Source organism: Nocardioides currus, assembly GCF_003057875.1.
Lineage (GTDB): Bacteria > Actinomycetota > Actinomycetes > Propionibacteriales > Nocardioidaceae > Nocardioides > Nocardioides currus.
In genome coordinates, this window is sequence record NZ_PYXZ01000006.1 from 276,047 (window position 1) to 291,595 (window position 15,549).

Here is a 15,549-nt window from a genome sequence, read left to right on the forward strand (position 1 = left end):
GCGTGCGCACCGCGATCGGGTGGAACAAGCATCGAGAAGGCGTGGCCAGACTCCTCGAGTCGTACGCCGCAGTGCCCCGTGACGCCACCGTGCGGTTGGCCAAACCGACGTCCAACCTGTTCCGAGGCCGGACGCCGCACACGGCCGGCCTCGACGTGTCCGGCCTCGACGCCGTCATCGAGGTCCGCGGCGAGGTCGCCGAGGTGCAGGGCATGTGCACCTACGAGCACCTCGTCGAGGTCACCCTCGCGCACGGGATGATCCCGCTGGTGGTGCCGCAGCTGCGCACGATCACCCTCGGTGGCGCGGTCAGCGGGCTGGGCATCGAGTCGACCAGCTTCCGGAGCGGACTGCCCCACGAGTCGGTGCTCGAGATGGACGTGCTGACCGGGGCCGGCGAGGTCGTCACCACCCGCCCCGGCGACGACCTCTTCGACACCTTCCCCAACTCCTACGGCTCGCTCGGCTACGCCACGCGACTGCGCATCCAGCTCGAACCGGTGCCGGGCTTCGTCGCCCTCCGGCACGTCCGGTTCGACCCGGCCGCCCTGCCCGACGCGATCACGGCGATCGTCGAGTCGGGGGAGTGGGACGGCGAACGCGTGGACGGGCTCGACGGGGTGGTGTTCACGCCCGACGAGGCCTACCTGACGCTCGCCCGCTGGACCGACGAGCCCGGCCCCACGAGCGACTATGCCGGTCAGCAGGTCTTCTACCGCTCGATCCAGGAGCGCAGCACCGACCGGCTGACGATGCTCGACTACCTCTGGCGCTGGGACACCGACTGGTTCTGGTGCTCGCGCGCCTTCGGGGCCCAGCACCCGCTCGTGCGCCGGGTCTGGCCCCGGCGCCTGCGCCGCTCCGACGTCTACTGGAAGCTGGTGGCGCTCGACCGCAGGTTCGGGATCGGCGACCGGCTCGACCGCAGGGCCGGACGCCCGCAGGGCGAGCGGGTCGTGCAGGACGTCGAGGTCCCCGTCGACCGGCTGCCGGAGTTCGTGTCGTGGTTCGACGCCGAGATCGGGATGCGGCCGGTCTGGCTGTGCCCGCTCCGCCTGCGGCGTACGACCTCGTCCCGGCCGTGGCCCTCCTACCCGCTGGCCGCCGGGACGACGTACGTCAACGTCGGCTTCTGGGGCAACGTCGCCGTCGGGCCGGAGGCGCCGACCTCGCCGCGCAACCGCGCGATCGAGACCAAGGTGCACGAGCTCGGCGGGCACAAGTCGCTCTACTCCGAGGCGTTCTACGACCGCGAGACCTTCGACGCCCTCTACGACGGCGCCAACCTCGCGGCGGTGAAGAAGAGGTTCGATCCGGACGACCGGCTGACCGGTCTCTACGAGAAGGTGGTGGAAAGAGGATGAGCGTCAGCATCGGGGAGGCGTTGTCGTCGCTGGTGCGCGGCGGGATGCCGGTGCACTTCACGGCGTACGACGGCAGCGAGGCAGGGCCGCCGGACGCGGCCGTCGGGATGCACCTGCGCAACGAGCGCGGGCTGGCCTACCTGCTCACCGCGCCGGGCGACCTCGGCCTGGCCCGGGCGTACGTCTCGGGTGACCTCGACCTGTCCGGGGTCCATCCCGGTGATCCCTACGACGCGCTCCTGCTGTTGAAGGACGACCTCAAGCTCCGGGTGCCGACGCCGTCCGAGGCGCTGGCGATCTTCCGCGGACTCGGCGTCGGCCGGCTGCGCCCGCCGCCGCCCCCGCCCCAGGAGCACCTGCCCCGCTGGCGGCGTGCGGTCGAGGGACTGCGCCACTCGATGGGCCGCGACGCCGAGGTCATCTCGCACCACTACGACGTCTCCAACCGCTTCTACGAGCTCGTGCTCGGGCCGTCCATGGCCTACACCTGCGCCGTCTTCGACGAGCCGGACGCCACCCTCGAGGAGGCGCAGGCCGCGAAGTTCGACCTGATCTGCCGCAAGCTCGCCCTCCAGCCCGGCCAGCGGCTGCTGGACGTCGGCTGCGGGTGGGGCGGCATGGTCCGGCACGCCGCCCGGGAGTACGGCGTCAAGGCCCTCGGCGTCACGCTGTCACTCGAGCAGGCGGAGTGGGCCAAGGAGGCGATCGACCGGGAGGGCCTCGGTGACCTCGCCGAGGTGCGCCACCTCGACTACCGCGACGTGATGGAGGACGGCTTCGACGCCGTCAGCTCGATCGGGCTGACCGAGCACATCGGCGTGCGCAACTACCCCGCCTACTTCGCGCACCTGCGTGACCGGCTCAAGCCCGGTGGACGGCTGCTCAACCACTGCATCACCCGCTCGCACAACCGGCGCACCGAGACGGGCGCGTTCATCGACCGCTACGTCTTCCCCGACGGGGAGCTGATCGGGTCGGGCACGATCGTCCGGGCCGCCCAGGACGTCGGGCTGGAGGTGCAGCACACCGAGAACCTGCGCCAGCACTACGCCCTGACGCTCGCCCAGTGGTGCCGCAACCTCGAGACCAACTGGGACGAGTGCGTCGCGGAGGTGGGGGAGAGCACCGCGCGGGTGTGGGGCCTCTACATGGCCGGCTCGCGCGTCGGCTTCGAGCGCGGTGAGGTCGAGCTGCACCACGTGCTCGCCACCCGCGCCGGTGTCGACGCGCCCGCCCCGTTCCCGCTGCGACCCGACTGGAGGGCCTGACCCCCGTGCGCCGGTGGCACCGCCGGTAGCGTTGTCCCAATGAGCACCCGAGCACAGCAGTTCCGCGCGCAGGTCGTGCGGCGGGAGCAGCTCTCGTCCCACTTCGTGCGCCTCGTGCTCGGCGGTGAGGGACTGGCCGGCTTCACCTCGACCGGGATCCCCGACGAGTGGGTGGCGCTGACGATCCCCGGCCAGTTCCAGACGCGCTACTACACCGTGCGCCGGTGGGACGGCGCCGAGCTCACCCTCGACATCGTCGTGCACGAGCACGGACTGGTGACCGAGTGGGCCACCACCGACTGCGTCGGAGACGAGGTCGGCGTCAGCGAGCCCAAGGGCTCGTTCGCGATGCCCGCCGACGCCGGCTGGCTGCTCCTCGTCGGCGACCTCACCGCCCTGCCCGCGATCGCGCGCATCATCGAGACCGTCCCGGTGCCCGTCACGGCGTGGGTCGAGACGCCCGACGAGCCGATCCGGTCGTACGTCGAGGGGGACGTCACCTGGTCCACGCCGGCCGACGGCGTGGAGACCGCGACCGCCGACATCGTCACCGCGATCGACTGGCCGGCGGGCGACGGCTACTTCTGGATGGCCGGCGAGTCCGCCCAGATGCGCGCGATCCGCAAGCACCTCATGCGCGAGCGACGGCTGCCGACCTCGGCCTACGACGTCATGGGCTACTGGCGCGGCGGTGGGCAGAAGCGGCAGCCGCGTGCGGTCGATCCGGGCCCCATCTGGCGCGCCGGCAAGGCGGCAGGGAAGAGTGACGACCAGATCTGGGCGGACTACGACTCGGCACGAGACGACGCAGCGCGAGAGAGCAACGCATGAGCAACGAGCACGACAAGGACTTCGACGTCAGTGGGGTCGAGCCCGCGGGCCCCATCTACGGCACCCGCCCCGACGGATTCCGCAGCGGGTTCGCCAGCTTCGTGGGCCGGCCCAACGCCGGCAAGTCCACGCTCACCAACGCGCTGGTCGGCTCCAAGATCGTCATCACCTCCTCGAAGCCGCAGACCACCCGCACCGTCGTGCGCGGCATCGTGCACCGCCCCGACGGCCAGCTGATCCTGGTCGACACCCCCGGCCTGCACCGGCCCCGCACGCTGCTGGGCGAGCGGCTCAACGACCTGGTCAAGACCACGTGGGCCGAGGTCGACGTCGTCGCCGTGTGCTTCCCGGCCAACGAGAAGATCGGCCCCGGTGACCGGTTCATCGTGACGGAGCTCGGCAAGATCCGCCGTACGGTCAAGATCGCCGTCGCCACCAAGACCGACCTCGTCAGTCCCGAGCAGCTCGGCCAGCACCTCCTCGACATCGCCGCCCTCGGCGCCGAGACCGACACCACGTGGGCCGAGATCGTGCCCGTCTCTGCCGTCTCGGGTGACCAGGTCTCGCTGCTGTCCGACCTGCTGCTCGGGATGCTGCCGGAAGGTCCGCCGCTCTATCCCGACGGAGACCTGACCGACGCACCCGAGGAGGTGCTGGTCGCCGACCTGATCCGCGAGGCCGCGCTCGAGGGCGTGCGCGACGAGCTCCCGCACTCCATCGCCGTCGTGGTCGAGGAGATGAACCTGCGCGAGGGCCGCGACGCCGACAAGCCGCTGCTCGACATCTACGCCAACCTCTACGTCGAGCGCGACTCCCAGAAGGGGATCATGATCGGCCACAAGGGCGCCCGCCTCCGCTCGGTCGGCACCGCCGCCCGCAAGCAGATCGAGGCGCTGCTCGGCACCCCGGTCTACCTCGACCTGCACGTCAAGATCGCCAAGGACTGGCAGCGCGACCCGCGCCAGCTGCGCAAGCTCGGCTTCTGATCCGTGCGACTCAGGCCGGCGCCCAGCAGATCCCGTAGCGCTGGCCGGCGTCCCACTGGTCCTTCGTGGGGCGCTCCTCCGACCACGTGAAGTCGAGGGGGTCGGCCGCGCGCCCGCGGGCGGCGGCCCGGCACGGTGACCCCATCTGGTCGCCGGCGGCGGACGCGGACGGGTAGGCCTTCCCCGTCAGGTCGACCGACGCCACGGCCACCCACGTGTGCTGCGCCGAGCACGGGACGCGTCGGTGGGAGACGGCGTCGGGCGACGCGGTGGCGCACATCGCGAACGCGTCGGACGACCCGACCAGCCCCTTGCTCGAGCGGGGCAGCGGCGCCAACCGCCCGGGCCTGCCGAGCGCGACGACGTCGCAGCGGAACCAGTCCGCTCCGGCCGCGGCCTCCTCGACGGACGGCGTGAACCACACCGCCTGCACCATGCTCAGCCGCAGGTCCTCGCGGGTGCCCCCGACGTGCGCGCCCAGCAGGGAGGTGCAGGAGGACGCCACCGCCGACTGGACCGACGGCGAGTCGACGGCCACGAGGTGCCCCGACTCGAGCAGCGAGAGGCGGCCGATCTTGTAGGTCTGCGACGTGTGCTTCCTGGAGCAGGCGATGTCGGTGCCCCCGATGACCGGCGCGACCGCCTGCTCGAGGGTCATCCGGTGGCAGCCGTCCTTCACCGGCCGCGGGACGGCGGCGGCCGTGGGGGAGACGGACGCCGAGGTCGTCGCGGTGGGGGAGGGCGTCGGGTCCGGCTCGGGCGAGGTGTCGCCCGAGCAGCCGGTGGCGACCAGCACGAGGAGGACGACCGCGAGGCGGTGCAGCCAGGCACTCACCCCGGGACCTCCGTCCGCCGCCTCGTCACGCGCTCACCAGCGCCGCGATCGTACCCCCGAGGTCGTACGCCGCTGCGCGATCCTCCTCGGACACCTCGCCCAGCACCGAGAGCACCGGGGCCGACTGCTGCCAGCCCAGGGCCTGGACGATGGACTGCACCGATCGCACCGCGCCGGTCGTGTCGTAGCGACCGTGCACCCACAGCCCGTACGGCTTGCGGCCACCGGTGGCAGCGCCCGCTGCCCCGTCGTCGGCCAGCGCCCCGCCCGCCGAGAGGAAGATCGTGTCGAAGAAGTGCTTCAGCGCCCCGGACATGTAGCCGAAGTTGGCGGGCGTGCCGAGGAGGTATCCGTCGGCGGCCAGCACGTCGTCGGCGCCGGCCTCGAGAGCCGGTCGGACCACCACCTCGACGTCGTCGATCCCGTCGTCGTGGGCGCCGGCGAGCACGGCCTCGGCCAGCGAGCGCACCGTCGGCGTCGGCGCGTGGTGGACGATCAGCAGGCGAGCCATGTCGCACAGGGTAGAACCGGCGTAGCGTGACCTGGCATGACGTTCGACGTGGCGGGTGAGGCCTACGACCGGTTCATGGGCCGCTACTCGCGCCCGCTCGCGGCGCAGCTCACGGACTGGCTCGACGTGCGGGCCGGGGAGCGTGCCCTCGACGTCGGCTGCGGCCCCGGCGCCTGGACCGAGGTCCTGGTGGACCGCCTGGGCGCGGACCGCGTGTGCGCCATCGACCCGTCGATGCCGTTCGTGGAGTCGTGCCGGGAGCGGTGCCCGGGCGTGGACGTCCGACACGGGTCCGCCGAGGAGCTGCCGTGGGCCGACAACACCTTCGACGTCGCCGGGGCCTGCCTGGTCGTCCACTTCATGACCGACCCGGTCGCGGGCCTCGCCGAGATGGGCCGGGTGACGAGGCCCGGCTGCTGGGTCGGCGCCGTCGTCTGGGACCTCGCGGGCAACCGCGCGCCGATGGCGCCGGTGTGGAACGCCATGGCGCAGGTCGACCCGGACCACACCGACGAGCGGGGCATGCAGGGCGGGTCGGCCGGTGACCTCGAGGACCTGATGGCCCGCGCGGGCCTCGTCGACGTCGAGGCCGGCGAGCTGGCGGTGACCGTCACCCATCCCACCTTCGAGGAGTGGTGGGAGCCCTACCTGCGCGGCGTCGGTCCGGTCGGGGAGATGATCGCGCAGCTCGACCCGGTCCGGGCCGAGCAGCTCCGCGCCACCTGCCGCGAGCAGCTGGGCGACGGTCCCTTCGACGTCACGGCGGTGGGGTGGGCGGCCCGCGGCCGCGTCCCGTCTCATCCTGACGACGCCGGCGCCCCGTCCACGGATGACGGGTCTAGGCTGGACCCATCATGATGCCGACGAAGACCGACCTCCTTCTTCGCTGCCGCAGCGGGGCCTGACCAGCCGGACCCCTCGCTGCGGAGAGTGCGTGCGTGCCGGCACCCAGGACCGCCCAACAGCCGAGGATGACGTCATGATCTCCACCAGCCCCGCCCACGACCGCAACCCGCAGCAGCCGAGCGGCATGCCGCACGAGCGCTACGAGCCGTTCATCCCGATCGACCTCACCGATCGCACCTGGCCAACGAAGCGCATGGTCAAGGCCCCGCGCTGGTGCGCCGTCGACCTGCGTGACGGAAACCAGGCGCTCATCGACCCGATGAGCCCGGCCCGCAAGAAGAAGATGTTCCAGCTCCTCGTCCGGATGGGGTACAAGGAGATCGAGGTCGGCTTCCCCTCGGCGAGCCAGACCGACTTCGACTTCGTGCGGATGCTGATCGAGGAGGACCTGATCCCCGACGACGTCGTGATCCAGGTCCTCACCCAGGCCCGCGAGGAGCTCATCGAGCGCACCTACGAGTCGCTGCGCGGCGCCAAGCAGGCGATCGTGCACCTCTACAACTCGACGTCCACCCTGCAGCGGCGCGTGGTCTTCGGGCTCGACGAGGACGGGATCCTCGACATCGCCGTACGCGGTGCGGAGATCTGCAAGAAGTACGAGGAACTGCTGCCCGACACCGACATCTACTACGAGTACTCGCCCGAGTCCTACACCGGCACCGAGCTCGAGTACGCCCTGCGCGTGTGCAACGCCGTGATCGACGTCTGGAAGCCGACCGCCGACAAGCCGGTCATCATCAACCTGCCCGCAACCGTCGAGATGACCACGCCCAACATCTACGCCGACTCGATCGAGTGGATGAGCCGCCACCTGCGCAGCCGCGAGTTCGTGATCCTGTCCCTGCACCCGCACAACGACCGGGGCACGGGCGTGGCCGCCGCCGAGCTGGGTTACCTCGCCGGAGCCGACCGCATCGAGGGCTGCCTGTTCGGCAACGGTGAGCGCACCGGCAACGTCTGCCTGGTCACGCTGGGGCTGAACATGTTCACGCAGGGCATCGACCCGCAGATCGACTTCAGCGACATCGACGAGATCCGCCGCACGGTGGAGTACTGCAACCAGCTGCCGGTCCACGAGCGACACCCCTACGGCGGCGACCTCGTCTACACCGCGTTCTCCGGCTCCCACCAGGACGCGATCAAGAAGGGCTTCGAGGCCCTCGAGCGCGACGCCGCGCGGGCGGGCGTCCCCGTCGACGACCAGCCGTGGGCCGTGCCCTACCTGCCGATCGACCCCAAGGACGTCGGTCGCTCCTACGAGGCCGTCATCCGCGTCAACAGCCAGTCCGGCAAGGGCGGCGTGGCCTACATCCTCAAGAACGACCACAAGCTCGACCTGCCGCGCCGCGCGCAGATCGAGTTCTCCCGCGTGATCCAGGCGCACACCGACGCCGAGGGCGGCGAGATCAGCCCCGACGAGATCTGGCGGACGTTCTCGGCGGAGTACCTCGAGCGCGACACCCCGCTGAAGCTCGACTCGGTGCACACCTCGAGCGCCGCCGGTGAGAAGGACCAGCTCAACGTGGGCGTGTACGTCGACGGCGAGCTGCTCGCCCTCACGGGGGAGGGCAACGGGCCGCTGTCCGCGTTCGTCGGCGCGATCAACGAGGTCGAGCGGACCGGCTCGGAACCCTTCGACGTGCGCGTGCTCGACTACCACGAGCACGCGCTCAGTGCCGGTGGCGACGCCATCGCCGCGGCGTACGTCGAGTGCGCGGTCGGAGACCACGTGCTGTGGGGCGTGGGTCTCGACGCCAACATCGTGACGGCGAGCCTCAAGGCCGTGACCAGCGCCGTCAACCGGGCTGCCGCCGAGTAGCGTCCGGGCAGCCACGGACCGGACGTCCCACGGAGGGCCGGCGCGGTCGCCTAGATTGCGGCCATGTTGGTCTCCGAGCGCATCGGCCAGTTCTTCATGGACCACCCGGACAGTGGTCGCGACCGGCTCGAGTACACCGAGTACGGCTCCGGCGACCACTGGGTGGTCCTGCTGCACGGGCAGCTGATGCCGCGCCGGATGCACCAGCCGCTGGCGCGCGCGATGGCGGCCGCCGGCCTGCACGTGGTGACGCTCGACCTGCTCGGTCACGGCCGCTCGGACCGACCGGCCGACCCGCTCGTCTACTCGATGTCGTTCTTCGCCGAGCAGGTCGTCGCCCTGCTCGACCACCTCGGCGCCGAGCGGGCGGTGGTCGGCGGCACCAGCCTCGGCGCCAACGTGTCGCTCGAGCTCGCCAGCGTGGCCCCGGAACGGGTCACGGGACTGGTCCTGGAGATGCCGGTCCTCGACAACGGGCTCGAGGCCGGTCTGATGGCCTTCGGGCCGCTTCTCTTCGCCGCCCGGTTCCTGCCGCTGACCGTGTCGGCCCTGCGCTGGGTGACCCGCCCGGTCCCGCGCGGGATCGTGCCGTTCTGGGCCGGCATCGCACTCGACACGTGCAACCAGCGCGCGGAGCCGATGGCGGCCGTCGTGCACGGCATCTTCTTCGGCCGGATCGCCCCGTCGGCGCGTGAGCGGCGCCGGATCACGGTGCCGGCCCTGGTCGTCGGCCACCCGGCGGACCCGATCCACCCGGCCGCCGACGCGGCGATGGTCGCGGCCGAGATGCCCGACGCGACCTTCGTGCGCGCCCGCAGCATCCTCGAGTGGCGCTCGAGGCCCGAGCGCCTCACCGGGATCGCGGTCGACTTCGCCCTCGAGTGCTGGGAGACCCCGAAGCGCGCTCGGCGCCGGGCGACCTGAGGCTCAACCTGCCGGCGGCGTCGACTTCCCGTCGGGGTCCTGCTCGCCGAGCCCGCCGACGAGCCCCTCGACCTTCATCGTGGAGTTGGACCGCTTCGAGACCAGGACGTAGCCCTGGTCGACGAAGACCACCCGGAACACGCCGTCCCCGATGTCCTCGACCCGGGTCGGCGCGTCCACGTTGACCCAGTCGGCGGTCTCGGCCCAGTGGAACTCGTCGTCGCCCGGGTCCACGCAGTCCCAGTCCTCCGGCTGGTCGAGCATCGTGCCTGCCGTCTCGCAGTCGCGCTCCTGCAGGGCGGTCAGGAAGCGCGTGGCCGCGAGCTCGTAGCCGTTGACGGTGCCGTCCTCGGAGCTCCAGGGGCGGATCACGAGCGCGGCCAGCACGAGTGCCGCGACGACGGCCCCGGCGGCGACGCCGGCCCAGACCTTCGTGCGGGATCCGGACGACCGCGGCGGCGCGGGCGTCGCCACCACGTCGCCGCGGACCGCTCCACCCAGGGCCGCGGCGAACGAGGTCACGTCGGGCCAGCGGTGCTCCCGGTCGGGCTCGAGCGCCGCCCGGACCACCCGCTCGACCTCGGGGGGTACGCCGCTCACCAGCTCCCCGAGGGCGGGCAGCGTGCCGTCGGGCGACCGGCGCGGCGGCGTACCGGTGATCAGGGCCCACGCGACCGCGCCGAGCCCGTAGACGTCGGCCCGTCCGTCGAGCGGCGCCGAGGGATCGGCCTGCTCCGGTGCGCCGTAGGCCGGGGTGCCGACGTGGAGGGTGGCGCCGGAGTCGGTCGTCAGCGCCTTGGCGACGCCGAGGTCGGCCACCAGCACGCGCCGGCTGCCGTCAGGGCGCGAGACGAACAGCAGGTTGGCGGGCTTGACGTCGCGGTGCACGATGCCCTGCGCGTGCAGGTCGGCCAGCCCGCGGGCCGCCTGCTCGACGACATCGACCAGCTCGTCGGGCGAGGGCCGGCGCCCGTCCGCGACCAGGTCGGCCGCGGAGCCGCCGTCGGCGAACGTCATGACGAAGAAGGGGATGCCGTCGTCGGTGACCCCGACGTCGTGGACGCTGACGACGTGGTCGGAGCTGGCGCGGCGCAGCAGGCGCGACTCCTCGACGAACCGGGTGCGGATGTCGGCGTCCTGCGCCCAGTTGTCGGCCAGCGCCTTCACCGCGACGGGGGAGTCGAGCTCGTCGTCGTGGTAGAGCCACACCGACGCGAACCCACCGGCACCGAGGCGTCGCACGCGGCGGAGTCGCCCGAGATTCTCCGGAAAGGCCACGCGTGCAGCCTGCCACGGGACCACCCATGGGGGAGAATGTCCGGGTGCCTCTCTATCGCGACGAGGCGATCGTGCTGCGCACCCACAAGCTGGGTGAGGCCGATCGCATCATCACCCTCCTCACCCGCCAGCACGGCCGGGTGCGGGCGGTCGCGAAGGGCGTGCGTCGCACCACCTCCCGCTTCGGGTCCCGGCTCGAGCCGTTCACGCACGTCGACCTGCAGCTGGCCGAGGGTCGCAACCTCGACACCATCACGCAGGCCGAGACCCTCGACCCGTTCCACGCCCGGCTCGGCCTCGACTACGAGCGCTACACCGCCGGCACCGCGATGCTCGAGACCGCCGAGCGGCTGGTGACCGAGGAGAAGGAGCCCTCGGTCCAGCACTTCCTGCTCCTCGTCGGCGGGCTCCGCGCGATGTCCGGCACCGAGCACGCGTCCGGCCAGGTCCTCGACTCCTACCTCCTGCGCTCGCTGGCCGTCTCCGGCTACGCCCCCTCCTTCGACCACTGCACGAGCTGCGGCGTCGAGGGTCCGCACCGGTTCTTCAACCCGTCGGCGGGCGGGGTGCTGTGCCAGATGTGCAAGCTCCCCGGCTCCGCGACCCCGGCGCAGGAGACGCTGCGGGTGCTGGCCGCGCTGCTGACCGGCGACTGGGAGTGCGTCCGGGCCACCGACCCGCGCCACCTGCGCGAGGCCAGCTCGCTGGTCGCGGCCTACCTCGCCTGGCACCTCGAGCGCGGGCTGCGCTCGATGGCGTACGTCGAACGCTGAGCCGCCTCGTCTCCTGACGTCATGGCGGGTGGTCGCCCGGTCGACCACCGGCCATGACGTCCGGCACTAGGCTGCCGGTCGTGACGCGAGAGGTGAGACCGCCGACGCCCCACCCGAGTGGCGCGCGGCCCCCCGCCGTACCCGCCGACCTCGTCCCGAGGCACGTGGCCATCGTGATGGACGGGAACGGGCGCTGGGCCAAGGAGCGCGGGCTCCCGCGCACGCGCGGCCACGAGGAGGGGGAGTCGTCGCTATTCGACGTCGTCGAGGGCGCGATCGAGATCGGCGTGAAGGCGGTCTCGGCCTACGCGTTCTCGACCGAGAACTGGTCGCGCTCGCCCGACGAGGTGAAGTTCCTGATGGGCTTCAACCGCGACGTGATCCGTCGCCGGCGCGACGAGATGCACGAGCTCGGCGTGCGCGTGCGGTGGGCCGGCCGCGCCCCCCGGCTGTGGAAGTCGGTGATCAAGGAGCTCAAGGTCGCGGAGGAGCTCACGAAGGACAACGACGTCTGCACGCTGACCATGTGCGTCAACTACGGCGGGCGCTCCGAGCTGGTCGACGCCGTGCGCGGCGTGGCCCGTGAGGTCGCCGCCGGGCGGATCAAGCCGGACAAGATCGACGAGCGGGTGATCGCCCGCCACCTCTACGTCCCCGAGCTCGCCGAGGCCGACATGATCTGGCGGACGTCGGGGGAGCAGCGGCTCTCCAACTTCATGCTGTGGCAGGCGGCGTACAGCGAGCTCGTCTTCACCGACGTGCTGTGGCCCGACGTCGACCGCCGCGACCTGTGGCGCGCGATCGAGGCCTACGCCGGGCGCGACCGGCGCTACGGCGGGGCCAAGCCGAACTTCTAGGCCGAACTCCTAGGAGCAGCGCCGGCAGGTGCCGAAGATCTCCAGCGTGTGGGAGACGTCCGCATAGCCGTGCTCCGCGGCGATGCTGCGCGTCCAGCGCTCGACCGCGGGACCCTCAACCTCGATGGTCGCGCCGCACGAGCGGCAGACCAGGTGGTGGTGATGGGTCTCCGAGCACCGGCGGTAGATCGCCTCGCCGTCCTCGGTGCGGAGCATGTCGACCTCGCCGGCCTCGACCAGCGCGTTGAGGGTGCGGTAGACGGTCGCGAGCCCCACGGGCGTCGCACCCCGCCCCAGCAGGTCGTGGATGTCCTGCGCGGAGCGGAAGTCGTCGAAGGACGCCATCGCCTCCACCACCGCGGTGCGCTGCCGCGTCGGTCGCAGGGGTGTGCGCTCAGTGCTCGTCTTCTCAGTGCTCGTCTTCTCAGTGCTCGTCATAGTGCTCTCCGTGGGGCGCGTGCCGGTGTCCGTCGTGCACGTAGTCGACGTGGTCGCCGTGCTGGACCGCCGGGTGACCGCAGTCGTCGCCGTGCTGGTGGGAGTGGTCCTCGGTCACGTCGTGCGAGTGGTCGGTCCCATCGGCGGGTACGGCGGGGAAGGGCGCCCGCAGGCGACGCCGGTGCCGCAGCCACACCCCGAGCGGCCAGGTCGAGGCGAACATCGCGAGGGCCAGCAGCACGATCGTCGGGCCGGGCGCCACGGTGGCGTGGACCGACAGCGCGGCGGACAGCAGGAGTCCGCCCACGGCGGCGACCACGCCGACGCCCATCGCGCCGGTCAGGGTGGTGCGGAAGGACCGCGCGAGCTGCTGGGACGTCGCGACCGGCACCACCATCAGGGCCGAGACGAGCAGGAGGCCGACCGTGCGCATCGCTACGGTCACGGTCACCGCGGCGAGCACGGCGACCAGCACGTTGTAGGCGCGCACCTGCAGGCCGGCCACCTTGGCGAACTCCGGGTCGGAGGCGACGGAGAACAGCTGCGGCAGCAGGCCGAGGGTGACCGCGAGGATCACCACGGCCAGCGCCAGCGTGAACCACACGTCGCCGCCGCGGATGCTGGTGAGGGAGCCGAAGAGGTAGGAGTTGAGGCTGCTCGCGCCCTGGCCGTCGAGGCCGGTGATGAGCACGCCGCCGGCGAGCCCGCCGTAGAAGAGCAGCGCCAGCGCCACGTCGCCGTTGGTGTGGCCCTGCTCGCGGATCACCTCGATCACGACGGCGCCGATGATCGCGACGACGACGGCGGTCCACGTGGGGGAGGTGCCGGTGAGCAGGCCCAGTGCGACGCCGGTGACGGCGATGTGGCCGATGCCGTCGCCGAGCAGGGCGAGCCGCTTCTGCACCAGGAAGGTGCCGATGGCGGGGGCAGCGAGCCCGGTGAACAGCGCGGCCAGCAGGGCGCGGTGCATGAAGTCGAGGCCGAGGAGGTCGATGAGATTCATCGTCCGCCCTCCAGCGTGTCGAGCGGGGAGGCGACGTGGGGAGCGTGGTCGTGGTGCTCGGTCGTCGGGTGGTGGTGGAAGTGCACAGCCTCCTCCGACAGCGGCGGTCCGTCGTAGGCGATGCGGCCGTCGCGCAGGACCACGGCCCGGTCGACCAGTGGGGCGAGCGGACCGAGCTCGTGCGCGACCAGGACGACCGTCGCGCCGCGCTCGGACAGCGTGCGCAGGGCCGCGGCCAGCGCCTGCTGGTTGGGCAGGTCGACGCCCGCGGTCGGCTCGTCGAGGAAGAACAGGTCGGGCTCGCCGGCCAGGGCGCGGGCGATCAGCGCGCGTTGCTGCTGGCCGCCACTCAGGGTCGAGATGCCGTCGCCCGCGCGGTCGGCGAGCCCGACGACCTCGAGCGCGTCGGCGACGGCGCGACGGTCGGCCCGGCCCGGCGGTCGCAGCACGCGACGCCGGGTGAGGCGCCCGGACGCCACGACCTCGCGCACGCTGGCCGGGACCCCGCCGGCCGCGGTGGCGCGCTGGGGCACGAAGCCGATGCGCTGGCGCTGGTCGAAGTCGTCCAGCGGGGTGCCGAACAGCGCGACCGAGCCGGAGGTGAGGGGTCGCAGTCCGGTGAGGGCGCGGACGAGGGTGGACTTGCCGGAGCCGTTGGCGCCCATCAGGGCGAGGAACTCACCCTCGTGCACGCGCAGGGTGTTGCTGCGCAGCACGGGCCGGCCCCCGATGGCGACCGTGACGTCCCGGGCGTCGACGACGACGGGCCCGTGCTCGTTCAGCATCCGCCGGCCTGCTGGAGGGCGGCGAGGTTCTGCTCCATGAGGGAAACGTAGTCGCTCCCGTCCTCGCCCTCGGCCGGGCCTTCGATCGGGTCGAGCACGGCCGTGGTGACGCCCGTGTCGGACGCCAGCGCGTCGGCCATCGCGGTCGAGGCCAGTCGCTCGGAGAAGACGGTGGTGATCCCGTCCTCGGCGATCAGGTCCTGGAGCCGCGCGATGACGGCGGGCGTGGGCTCCGCCTCGGGGCTCAGGCCCACGATGCTCTCGAAGTGCAGGCCGTAGCGCTCGAGGTAGCCGAACGCCTCGTGGGTGACGACCATCGTGGTCCGCTCGCAGGACGCCAGTCCGTCGGTGTACGCCGCGTCGAGGCCCTCGAGCCGCTCGCGCAGGTCGGCGGCGTTGGCCGCGTAGGTGTCGGCGCCCTCCGGATCGGACTCGGTCAGCGCCTCGGCCACCGCGTCGGCGAGGTCGGCCATCAGCAGCGGGTCCTGCCAGAAGTGCGGGTCGTGGTCTCCGTGGTCGTGGCCCTCCTCCGACTCCTCCGTGTGCCCGGTCCCGTCCGTCTCCTCGTGGTCGTGCTCCTCGGCGTCGCGCAGGTGCACGTCGTCGGCCGCGTCGACCGTGATGCCGGTGGCGACGTTGGCCACGGCCTCGTCGACGGCGGGCTGGAAGTCGTGCTCGAAGACGACGACGTCGGCGCGGTCGAGCGCGGCCGTCTCGGCGATGCCGAGCTCGAGGTCGTGCGGCTCTGCGCCCGGCGCAGTCAGTCCGGTGACCTCCCAGGCGTCGCCGCCGACCTGCTCGGTCACCCACTGCAGCGGGAAGAACGCGGCGGCCGCCTCGTGCTCGGCGCCGGAGGCGTCCGAGGAACCACCGCACCCCGTGAGCAGCAGCGGGGCGATGGCGAGAGCGGCGACGGTGCGGATGAACATGAGAATGATTCTCGATCAATTGAGAATCGTTGTCAAAGTGGT

The 15,549-nt window shown here is 72.1% G+C and carries 16 protein-coding genes; 9 read left to right on the top strand and 7 right to left on the bottom strand.

Annotated elements, in window-relative coordinates:
• Window positions 1-2: 2 nt before the first annotated feature.
• Genes C7S10_RS15045 through era form a run of 4 tightly spaced genes read left to right on the top strand, consistent with a single transcriptional unit; the run spans window position 3 to window position 4,449 of the window.
• A complete protein-coding gene (locus C7S10_RS15045) occupies window positions 3-1,364 on the top strand; it encodes an FAD-binding oxidoreductase (protein WP_108345242.1) in 1,362 nt (453 codons plus the stop codon).
• Window positions 1,361-2,632, top strand: a complete 1,272-nt coding sequence (locus C7S10_RS15050; protein ID WP_108345243.1) for an SAM-dependent methyltransferase — start codon at window positions 1,361-1,363, stop codon at window positions 2,630-2,632. The genes C7S10_RS15045 and C7S10_RS15050 overlap by 4 nt, the downstream gene beginning before the upstream one ends.
• 39 nt (window positions 2,633-2,671) lie before the next feature.
• On the top strand, window positions 2,672-3,463 hold the full coding sequence (locus C7S10_RS15055; RefSeq protein ID WP_108345244.1) for a siderophore-interacting protein: 792 nt from the start codon (window positions 2,672-2,674) through the stop codon (window positions 3,461-3,463).
• The gene (gene era / locus C7S10_RS15060) at window positions 3,460-4,449 is read left to right on the top strand and encodes a GTPase Era (RefSeq protein ID WP_108345245.1); all 990 of its coding nucleotides are present in this window, start codon (window positions 3,460-3,462) and stop codon (window positions 4,447-4,449) included. The genes C7S10_RS15055 and era overlap by 4 nt, the downstream gene beginning before the upstream one ends.
• Before the next feature lie 10 nt (window positions 4,450-4,459).
• Here era and C7S10_RS15065 read toward each other — a convergent pair whose 3' ends face one another.
• Window positions 4,460-5,284, bottom strand: coding sequence for a septum formation family protein (locus tag C7S10_RS15065; RefSeq protein ID WP_108345246.1), 825 nt, complete (start codon window positions 5,282-5,284; stop codon window positions 4,460-4,462).
• 25 nt (window positions 5,285-5,309) lie between these two features.
• A complete protein-coding gene (locus C7S10_RS15070; RefSeq protein WP_108345247.1) occupies window positions 5,310-5,795 on the bottom strand; it encodes a flavodoxin family protein in 486 nt (161 codons plus the stop codon).
• A gap of 36 nt (window positions 5,796-5,831) precedes the next feature.
• Between C7S10_RS15070 and C7S10_RS15075 the strand changes: the two genes are divergently transcribed.
• From C7S10_RS15075 to C7S10_RS15085, 3 genes are all read left to right on the top strand, one after another.
• Window positions 5,832-6,653 (top strand): class I SAM-dependent methyltransferase, encoded by an 822-nt coding sequence (locus C7S10_RS15075; RefSeq protein WP_108345248.1) that lies wholly within the window; start codon window positions 5,832-5,834, stop codon window positions 6,651-6,653.
• Window positions 6,654-6,774: 121 nt separating this feature from the next.
• Complete coding sequence (gene leuA / locus C7S10_RS15080; protein ID WP_243395397.1) at window positions 6,775-8,520, top strand: 2-isopropylmalate synthase; 1,746 nt, start codon at window positions 6,775-6,777, stop codon at window positions 8,518-8,520.
• A gap of 63 nt (window positions 8,521-8,583) precedes the next feature.
• Complete coding sequence (locus tag C7S10_RS15085) at window positions 8,584-9,444, top strand: alpha/beta fold hydrolase (RefSeq protein ID WP_108345249.1); 861 nt, start codon at window positions 8,584-8,586, stop codon at window positions 9,442-9,444.
• A 3-nt stretch (window positions 9,445-9,447) separates the two neighbouring features.
• Here the strand turns inward: C7S10_RS15085 and C7S10_RS15090 are convergent, their stop codons facing one another.
• Window positions 9,448-10,722: a serine/threonine-protein kinase gene (locus C7S10_RS15090; RefSeq protein ID WP_165807162.1), complete on the bottom strand. Its 1,275-nt coding sequence runs from the start codon at window positions 10,720-10,722 to the stop codon at window positions 9,448-9,450.
• 44 nt (window positions 10,723-10,766) lie between these two features.
• Between C7S10_RS15090 and recO the strand changes: the two genes are divergently transcribed.
• Both recO and C7S10_RS15100 read left to right on the top strand, forming a co-directional pair.
• Complete coding sequence (gene recO, locus C7S10_RS15095; protein WP_108345251.1) at window positions 10,767-11,495, top strand: DNA repair protein RecO; 729 nt, start codon at window positions 10,767-10,769, stop codon at window positions 11,493-11,495.
• An 80-nt stretch (window positions 11,496-11,575) separates the two neighbouring features.
• The gene (locus C7S10_RS15100; protein ID WP_243395398.1) at window positions 11,576-12,352 is read left to right on the top strand and encodes an isoprenyl transferase; all 777 of its coding nucleotides are present in this window, start codon (window positions 11,576-11,578) and stop codon (window positions 12,350-12,352) included.
• Between the two features lie 9 nt (window positions 12,353-12,361).
• On the opposite strand, the gene C7S10_RS15105 is transcribed toward C7S10_RS15100, so the two are convergent.
• From C7S10_RS15105 to C7S10_RS15120, 4 genes are read right to left on the bottom strand one after another with little or no spacing between them, the layout of a single operon-like run.
• On the bottom strand, window positions 12,362-12,790 hold the full coding sequence (locus C7S10_RS15105) for a Fur family transcriptional regulator (protein ID WP_108345253.1): 429 nt from the start codon (window positions 12,788-12,790) through the stop codon (window positions 12,362-12,364).
• Window positions 12,777-13,793, bottom strand: a complete 1,017-nt coding sequence (locus tag C7S10_RS15110; RefSeq protein WP_108345254.1) for a metal ABC transporter permease — start codon at window positions 13,791-13,793, stop codon at window positions 12,777-12,779. The genes C7S10_RS15105 and C7S10_RS15110 overlap by 14 nt, the downstream gene beginning before the upstream one ends.
• Window positions 13,790-14,578, bottom strand: coding sequence for a metal ABC transporter ATP-binding protein (locus C7S10_RS15115; RefSeq protein ID WP_108345255.1), 789 nt, complete (start codon window positions 14,576-14,578; stop codon window positions 13,790-13,792). Before C7S10_RS15115 ends, C7S10_RS15110 begins: the two co-directional genes overlap by 4 nt.
• Window positions 14,572-15,507, bottom strand: a complete 936-nt coding sequence (locus C7S10_RS15120) for a metal ABC transporter substrate-binding protein (protein ID WP_108345256.1) — start codon at window positions 15,505-15,507, stop codon at window positions 14,572-14,574. Before C7S10_RS15120 ends, C7S10_RS15115 begins: the two co-directional genes overlap by 7 nt.
• Between the last annotated feature and the right edge of the window lie 42 nt (window positions 15,508-15,549).